Source organism: Anaerotruncus massiliensis (ex Togo et al. 2026), from assembly GCF_030825285.1.
Lineage (GTDB): Bacteria > Bacillota > Clostridia > Oscillospirales > Ruminococcaceae > Anaerotruncus > Anaerotruncus massiliensis.
In genome coordinates, this window is the sequence record NZ_JAPJQF010000012.1 from 1 (window position 1) to 7,255 (window position 7,255).

Below are 7,255 nucleotides of genomic sequence, written 5' to 3' on the forward strand. Positions count from 1 at the left end.
TAGGGAGTCGCCATGCGACCCGGCCCGAAGGGCCGGAATCCTGAGAGGATGCCTTTGGCGGATGCCCGGAGCGCGCTACGCGCGACGGCCGCTCGCGGGCGCTCCGCCCCGCGACCCCGGCTTGAGTCCGCTACGCGGACCCGGCCCTGCGGGCCGGAACTTTAAGCGGTATCCCCCGGGAGCACCTTGCCATGACCCGCAGGTTACCGCCGCTCCCCACGGGTACACCAGCTGAGGGCTCAATTCAGGTTGCGGGCGTTCCCAACGGGCGGAAACAGAGAGTGCGCCTGCCGTGAGGCGCATGCGCATTGCTGCGGCGACCCGCGGGCCCAGTGTCGGGGGGCCTCAGCGGATGTTCGCCTTGGGCATGGGCCGCGAAAGACAGGCCGGACGGCGGCGGGCCTGATCAAAGTCTTTGGGCGCTTTCTTCAGAAAGCGCGGAACAGGCGCGAAGCGCAAAAACAAAAGCCCGGCTTGCGCCGGGCTTTCGCTTTTTTCCGTTTCTCTTCCTACTCCGCGTAGGCGGCGGCCTTGCGCAGCGCCTCGTTGAAGGGGCCGACCGAGATTGTGACGGACGAGGCCAGTTCCCCGCCCGCCGGCGCGCCCTTCTCGGTGACGGAGAGCTCCTCCAGCTCGCCGACCGTGCGTCCCGCGGCGTACCGCGCGTAGGCCGCGGCCTGCTCGTACCACTCCTTGCCGATGCCCGACGCCTCGCGCATGCCGTAGCTGTCGCCCAGCTCGTTCTTTGTGCGGAAGGGGCCGTTCAGGTCGGAGGTGATGGCGCCCGAACCGTCAAAGCGCACGGCGCCCTGCGAGCCGTCGAGCACGCAGCTCGTGATCGTGCCGTCCGGTGCGAAGGAAACGGCCGCGTAGGTGGAATCCGCCTGTGCGGTCCCCTCCGATTCCCCCGCCCCCTTGGAGTTCCGCATATTGGTGGCGATCCCGAGCCCGAGGAAATCTCCCTCGCGCGCGCCGAGCGCCTGCGCGTTCCGCGCCGCCTTCTCGATGCCGTCGATAAAGCCGCCCACCGCGATCGTCACCGAGGAGGAGAGCTCCGCCTCCGTGGGGGCGGTACGCTCGTCAAGCGCCATGCCCTTTACCTCCGCGACCGTCTTGCCGGTGACATAGGAGGCAAACGCCGCCGTCTGCTCATACCACTCTCTGCCGATGCCCGATGCCTCCGCGAGCCCGTAGTCCTTCCCGAGCTCCCGCTTGGAGGGGAACACCGTGCCCGCGTTGAGCGCGAGCGCGCCGTCCGCCGTAAAGGGAATCCTGCTCTGCACCGCGTCGATCGCGCAGGCCGCAATCCGTCCGTCGCCGTCCACCAGCAGGGCGACCGCCGTCGAACCGATGTCCGCCAGCCCCTCTTCGCCGGCCGCGGACGTGGAGTCGGCGGCCGAGGTGATCACCGCGAGCCCCGTCTTCAGCACGTCCGCCTGCGGGGCGCTCTCCCGGGAGGCGGTGTTCGGCTCGAGCGAGGCGGACGGCTGGCTGCCCCGGCTTTCGCCCCCGTCCTGTCCCGCCGTCCGGCAGCCCGCCAGCAGGCCCGTCAAGAGCAGGGCGCAGAGCGTCCATGCGGTCAATCGTTTCATACTTCTTCCTCCTTGCGGCCTCTGTCGGCCGGCAGAATTTTTGTTTTCCTTAGTATGTCAAATTCCGCGCGCCGCCCTCCCGGAAGTTTTTGGCACGCATAGCCGCGGGGCGCGCGGGAGTATATTAAGATTGTATAAAGAAGCATAAAAATGATTGTACCCGGAACGCATTTATGCTAGGATAATGGCATCAACAAACCGGCCGCGCGCCGGACAAAGGAGTCCAACACATCATGGTCAAGCACATCGTCATGTGGAAACTGGAAGAGGTCGCAGAAGGCAACACCCGCGAGGACAACGCCCGGCTCATCAAGCAGGGGCTCGAAGCACTGAACGGCGTCATCGACGGCATCCTGACCCTTGAGGTGGGGAAAAACATCAACCCCAAGGGCTTCGATCTCGTCCTCTACTCCGAATTCGTTTCGCAGGAGGCCCTCAAGGCCTACGACCAGCATCCTGAACACCTCAAAATGCGCGAATTCATCCGCAAGGTCATCACCGAGCGGGTCGTCGCGGACTACGAGGCATAACCCCCGGGATTTCAAAAACGGCCGCGCTGCGGCCGTTTTTTTGTCCGCCCCCCGGCGGACAATGCCGAAATCCCGGCCCGCCGCGCGAAAAACCGCCCCGGCCCGCGTCTGCGGGCCGGGGCGGTGATGCGTGTGCGGCAGCGCCGTCACGGATTTTCAAATTTGACCTTGCGGGTCCGGATGGGCGCGGGACGGAAGGCTCTTGCGAGCTCGGCGCCGCGGTAGACCACGAAGTAGAAGGGCACCGCCAGCAGGATCGCCGCGAAGACGTCCGCGATCGAATGCTGCTTGATAAAGACGGTGGACATGCAGATGAGCACCATCAGAACCTCCGAGCCCCAGCGGACGGCCTTATGCCGCCGGCCGAGCTCGCTGCGGCGGATCGCGATGTTCACGCCGATCGAATTGAAGCAGTGGATGCTCGGGCAGACGTTGATCGGCGGGTCCGCCAGGTAGATCGTGCGCACCGCGTCGGTGAGCAGGTTGTCGCGCGGGAAGACGAGTGGCCGCAGAATCTGGCCGTTTGGGAAAACCGTATAGATCGCGAGGCAGACGGTCATGCCGCCGAAGAGGAAGGCGCAAAGCCGGAAATAGTCGGGCTTGGAGCAAACGAGGAAATAGCCCACCGTCGCCGCGACGTAGAAGAACCACAGCAGGTAGGGGATGACGAAGATCTCCTGGAAGGGGATCAGCGTGTCGATCCACGAACCCGCCCAGTGTTCGGGGCGGGCGTTGCCCTGCAGCCAGCCGAACCAGAGCATATAGGGCACAAAATAGAGCAGGAGCGCCGCATGCCGGTAATTGCAGAGGGTTGTCTTCCAGTTCCTTATCATATCAGATCACCTGTTTCCTCACGGGGTCCGGGCGCCGGACCTAGTTGAATTTATAGATCCGCCGGGCGAGGCGGTAGTTCTGGACGCTCAGCCGCCGCCCGAACGCGCCGGGCAGGTTGACGAACGTCGCGATCGACCGGTAGCGGATGGCCGAATACCATCCGGGGTTCTCCGCCTTCAGCCAGCTCCAGAGCGCCGCGCGCTTTTCCAGCGCCTCGGGGCTTCCGTCCACCGTCAGCAGGACGGAGGAGATCGTCATCATCATCGTCACATAGTTGAGCAGGTATTTCACCAGCTTGCGGTCCATCGCCGCGAGCCGCTCCCCCCGGTAGGCCTGCGCCATGAGCCGGGTCACCCGGAGCTGCTGGTCGATCCGCCGGATCATCACCGCCTCATTCACCGACTGGTCCTCCCGGCCGATGTAGTAGCGGTAGAGGTCGAGGTCGAGATAGCAGAGGGTCTTCACATAGGGCAGCGGGATGTAGGCGAAGAGGTTGTCGACGTAGAAGGTGTGCTTGGGCAGCTCGAGCCCGCATTCCCGCAGCAGGGCGGTGCGGTAGACGAGCGAGTGCATGAGCAGGTACTGCCAGGGCTTGAAGGATCTGATCTCGCTCCAGCCGAAGATGCGCCCCACCGGCAGGGTGCTGCGGTAGCGCATCACCCTGCTGCCCTGCGTCTCGTGCTCGTAGACGTAGTTGCAGATGTAGAGGTCGGCGGGGCTGCCGTTTTCCAGATGGCGGCGGATGGTCGCCAGCAGCTCCTTCGCGCTCGGCACGTCGAGCCAGTCGTCCGAATCGACCACCTTGAAATAGAGTCCCCGTGCGTTGCGGATGCCCTGGTTGACCCCCTCGCCGTGGCCGCCGTTCTCCTGATGGACCGCGCGAACGATCTCCGGATACCGCGCCGCGTACTCGTCCGCGATGCGGCCGGTCCCGTCCATCGAGCCGTCGTCCACCAGAATGATCTCCAGCTCCTCCCCGCCGCTCGCCAGCAGCGTCGAGATGCAGTTGCGCATGTACGCCTCGGAATTGTAGCAGGGCACCACATAGGTCATGAGCTTCATGCCGTCGCCTCCCATCCCGCGAGGATCTCGTCGGCGCGTTCGAGCGCCCGCGCGACGATCGCGTCCATATTGTAGTATTGGTACTCCGCGAGCCGCCCCAACAGGTAAAACCGGGGCACCGCGGAGATTTTTTCGAGATAGGCCGCGTAGAGCCGGTCGCTCCCGGGGTTTTTCACCGCGTAGTAGGGGATCTCCCCCTCCTTGCCGGCGTAGTCCCGCGCGAACTCCCTGACGATCGTCGTCCGGCCCGGCAGGTCCTGCCCGAGAAAGTATTTGAACTCGGTGATCCGCGTAAAGGGCATGTCGACCGTATAGTTGACGGTGCCCTTCGGCTGAAACCAGGTGACCGGCAGCGTCTCGAACTGAAAATCGAGGGTGCGGTAGGGCAGCCGCCCGAGCGAACAGCCGCAGAGCTCGTCGAGCGCGCCCGTGTAGACGGTCACGCCGGCGAACGGCTCCCCGTCCAGATAGACCCGGTCCTCCCCCACGCGCAGCCGCTCCGACGCCTCGGTCCCCAGCCGCACCTCGACGCCCGGATAATCGAGCATCCGCTCGAAGAGGGCGGTATAGCCCTTTGCCGGGATGCCCTGCCAGGTGTCCTGGAAATAGCGGTCGTCCTCCGAGACGAGCACCGGCACCCGTTTCAGCACCGAGGGGTCCACCGCGTCGGGCGGGGTGCCCCACTGCTTTTCGGTATAGTGGCAGAAGACGTTTTCAAAGATGTATTCCGCGAGCTCCCGGAGCTCGGGATCGCTCTGGCGGCGCAGCTCCGCGATCGGGACCCGGCTGCCCGGCCCGTAGCCGGCGATCAGCCGCTCCCGCAGGCGCGCCGCCTTGCCGGGCGCGAAGCAGAGGTCGACCGAATGGAGGTTGAAGGGGATGGGCACGAATTTCCCGCGGATGCTGCCGACCACCTCATGCCGGTAGGGGTGCCACTCGGTGAACCGGCTGAGGAACCGCCAGGCGGCCTCGCTGTTCGTATGGAAGATGTGCGGCCCGTAGCGGTGGACGAGGACGCCCGCGCCGTCGAGGCTGTCGTAGGCGTTGCCGCCGATGTGGGACCGCTTTTCCAGCACGAGCACCCGCTTGCCCGCCTCGGCCAGCCGCCGCGCCGTGACCGCCCCGGCAAACCCGCTGCCGACAATGACCGCGTCGTAGTTGTGTTCCATAGCCCGCTCCTTTGCGTTTCGTCTTCTGCTGACATAACGAGAGTATACCGCGGAAATCTCCAAGTTTCCTCTAAAGAGCCAAACCCTTTGAAAATCCCCACAAAGTATACCATATCCGGAGGGATTCCGGGACAGCTTTCTGTGAATTTCCTGTGAACCTTGTCATAAAAATGCAACCCCGCTATGGACGGGGTTGCATTTTGAGGGATTTTGTCCAGTTTATTTTTTCTCCGCGGCCTTCTTCGCGGCGGGTTTCGCCGCGGTCTTCGCCTTCGGCGCGGCCTTGGTTTCCGCCTTCGGAGCGGCCTTGGCCTCCGCTTTCGGAGCGGCCTTGGTTTCCGCTTTCGGAGCGGTCTTGGCCTCCGCCTTCGGGGCGGCTTTGGCTTCCGCTTTCGGAGCGGCCTTGGTTTCCGCCTTCGGCGCGGCCTTCGCTTCCGCCTTCGGCGCGGTCTTGGTTTCCTTCTTGACGGCCGGTTTCTTTGCCGCCGGCTTTTTGGCGGGGGCCTTGGGAGCGGCCTTCTTCACCGGCTCCTCCTTGGGCGCGTTGGGGTCCTCGACCTTCCAGAGCTGGTTGTCCCCGTCCATGTCGTCCCAGATCTGGATCGGCGCGCCGTTCTCGTCCGAGAGGCCGACGATATCCAGGCAGCGGCCGGAGAGCTTCGACTGGATCTTGTAGCAGCCGTTCGCGGCGGGGACGAGGAGCCATTTCTGGTTCTCCGCGCCGACGTCCTCCCACTGGTGGATCTGCGCGCCGTTTTCGGTGCCCGCCAGGATGACGTCCACGACCTCGCCCGACTGGCGGTTCACGATGCGGTAGCTGCCGCCGTCCGCCGGTTCAAACGCCCAGAACTGGTTGGCCGCGTTGGTGACGTCGTACATCTGGATGCGGTTGTTGGCGTCCGCCTCCATCGCCTTGCCGCTGCGCGCGGAGAGGATGCGGTAATAAACGCCGCTCGTAATTTTCGTGTGCTGTGCAGTCTTTTTCGCCATTTGTAACGCCCTTTCGCAATATCATTCGCCATTCATCCACGTTTCCTGCTGATATTATAGCACGCACCGTCATATTGTCAATTTTCTGGAAGCAAAAATAGTGATTGTGCATAAAAAAGATTTTTTCCATCCCCGCCGTGCAAACCATTTCACCGATTGTCGGACTGATTTTTCCGCTAAACCCGCTTGGAAAGGGCTTCCATCCCCTCCCGGTCGGTGATCTCCACCCCGCCGCGGAAGAGGGAAACCAGCCCCTCCGACTGGAAATACTTGAGCATCCGCGTCACGACCTCCCGCGCCGAGCCGAGGTTGCGGGCGATCACCTCCTGGGTCATGGAGAGCCGGTCCGTCCCCTCGATCTCCGCCTGCTCGAGCAGGAAAAGCGCGAGGCGCTTGTCGAAGCTCATGAAGAGCACCTGCTCCATCACCCACATCACGTCGGAGAACCGCGAGGACATGAGCTGGTTGGTGTAGTCGGACACCGCGAGAGACTCCTTTGACAGCGTGGAGTAGACGGTCGTGGGGATCAGCAGCGCGTCTGTCTCCTTCTCCGCCTCGACGTAGACGTCGAAGCTGATGTTGCGCAGCATGCAGGAGGCCGAAAAGATGCAGATATCCCACGGGAAAAGCCGGTAGAGGGTGATCTCCTTGCCCCCCTCCGAGAGGATGTACACCCGCACCTGCCCCTCCTTCACGAGGAAGAGCCCCGCGCAGTCCTCCGAACCCGCGTGCATCGTCTCGCCCTTCCCGTACCTGCGCGCCGTCACCGTCTCCCGCAGCCGCGCGCGCTGGACGTCGTCCAGCTTCTTCCAAAAGGGCAGTCCCCCCTCGAGGAACGCCTCGTAATCCGCCTGCAGCAATCCCGCCGCCCCCTTTCCGGTTCCTTCTGACGATATGATCCTATAGACGATATAATACCATAATCGTATGGTTTTGGAAAGGCCTTCCGCCCCTTCCCCGCAAAAACGGGCCGGCCCCCCCCCGTTCGCGGGGCCGGCCGCCCCCGGAGGGGAAAAAAATAAAAAATATCAACGTGGTTGGTGGGTCCCATTTTTTATCGCCATAAAAAAAAGAAACA

At 63.7% G+C, this 7,255-nt stretch carries 7 protein-coding genes; 1 reads left to right on the top strand and 6 read right to left on the bottom strand.

Going from position 1 to position 7,255, the window contains the following annotated elements; translation table 11 throughout:
* Window positions 1–509: 509 nt before the first annotated feature.
* A complete protein-coding gene (locus tag RCI06_RS05695; RefSeq protein ID WP_306574902.1) occupies window positions 510–1,592 on the bottom strand; it encodes a hypothetical protein in 1,083 nt (360 codons plus the stop codon).
* 233 nt (window positions 1,593–1,825) lie between these two features.
* On the opposite strand from RCI06_RS05695, the gene RCI06_RS05700 reads away from it, so the two are divergent.
* Entirely contained in the window at window positions 1,826–2,122 is a 297-nt protein-coding gene (locus RCI06_RS05700) for a Dabb family protein (RefSeq protein ID WP_101551481.1), read from the top strand.
* A 146-nt stretch (window positions 2,123–2,268) separates the two neighbouring features.
* Here RCI06_RS05700 and RCI06_RS05705 read toward each other — a convergent pair whose 3' ends face one another.
* From RCI06_RS05705 to RCI06_RS05725, 5 genes are all read right to left on the bottom strand, one after another.
* Window positions 2,269–2,955 carry a phosphatase PAP2 family protein gene (locus RCI06_RS05705; RefSeq protein WP_306574905.1) on the bottom strand — a complete coding sequence of 229 codons (687 nt, stop codon included), beginning with the start codon at window positions 2,953–2,955 and terminating at the stop codon, window positions 2,269–2,271.
* 40 nt (window positions 2,956–2,995) lie between these two features.
* On the bottom strand, window positions 2,996–4,018 hold the full coding sequence (locus RCI06_RS05710; protein WP_101551487.1) for a glycosyltransferase family 2 protein: 1,023 nt from the start codon (window positions 4,016–4,018) through the stop codon (window positions 2,996–2,998).
* On the bottom strand, window positions 4,015–5,187 hold the full coding sequence (gene glf, locus RCI06_RS05715) for a UDP-galactopyranose mutase (protein WP_306574908.1): 1,173 nt from the start codon (window positions 5,185–5,187) through the stop codon (window positions 4,015–4,017). Before glf ends, RCI06_RS05710 begins: the two co-directional genes overlap by 4 nt.
* Window positions 5,188–5,406: 219 nt before the next feature.
* The gene (locus RCI06_RS05720) at window positions 5,407–6,177 is read right to left on the bottom strand and encodes an RICIN domain-containing protein (protein WP_306574910.1); all 771 of its coding nucleotides are present in this window, start codon (window positions 6,175–6,177) and stop codon (window positions 5,407–5,409) included.
* A 176-nt stretch (window positions 6,178–6,353) separates the two neighbouring features.
* The gene (locus tag RCI06_RS05725) at window positions 6,354–7,037 is read right to left on the bottom strand and encodes a Crp/Fnr family transcriptional regulator (protein WP_243107423.1); all 684 of its coding nucleotides are present in this window, start codon (window positions 7,035–7,037) and stop codon (window positions 6,354–6,356) included.
* Window positions 7,038–7,255: the final 218 nt, after the last annotated feature.

Excerpts from the sequence above, each read along its gene's own strand:
- RCI06_RS05710 (WP_101551487.1), bottom strand. The coding sequence starts at position 4,018 with ATGAAGCTCATGACCTATGTGGTGCCCTGCTACAATTCCGAGGCGTAC.
- glf (WP_306574908.1), bottom strand. The coding sequence starts at position 5,187 with ATGGAACACAACTACGACGCGGTCATTGTCGGCAGCGGGTTTGCCGGG.
- RCI06_RS05720 (WP_306574910.1), bottom strand. The coding sequence starts at position 6,177 with ATGGCGAAAAAGACTGCACAGCACACGAAAATTACGAGCGGCGTTTAT.
- RCI06_RS05700 (WP_101551481.1), top strand. The coding sequence starts at position 1,826 with ATGGTCAAGCACATCGTCATGTGGAAACTGGAAGAGGTCGCAGAAGGC.
- RCI06_RS05705 (WP_306574905.1), bottom strand. The coding sequence starts at position 2,955 with ATGATAAGGAACTGGAAGACAACCCTCTGCAATTACCGGCATGCGGCG.
- RCI06_RS05695 (WP_306574902.1), bottom strand. The coding sequence starts at position 1,592 with ATGAAACGATTGACCGCATGGACGCTCTGCGCCCTGCTCTTGACGGGC.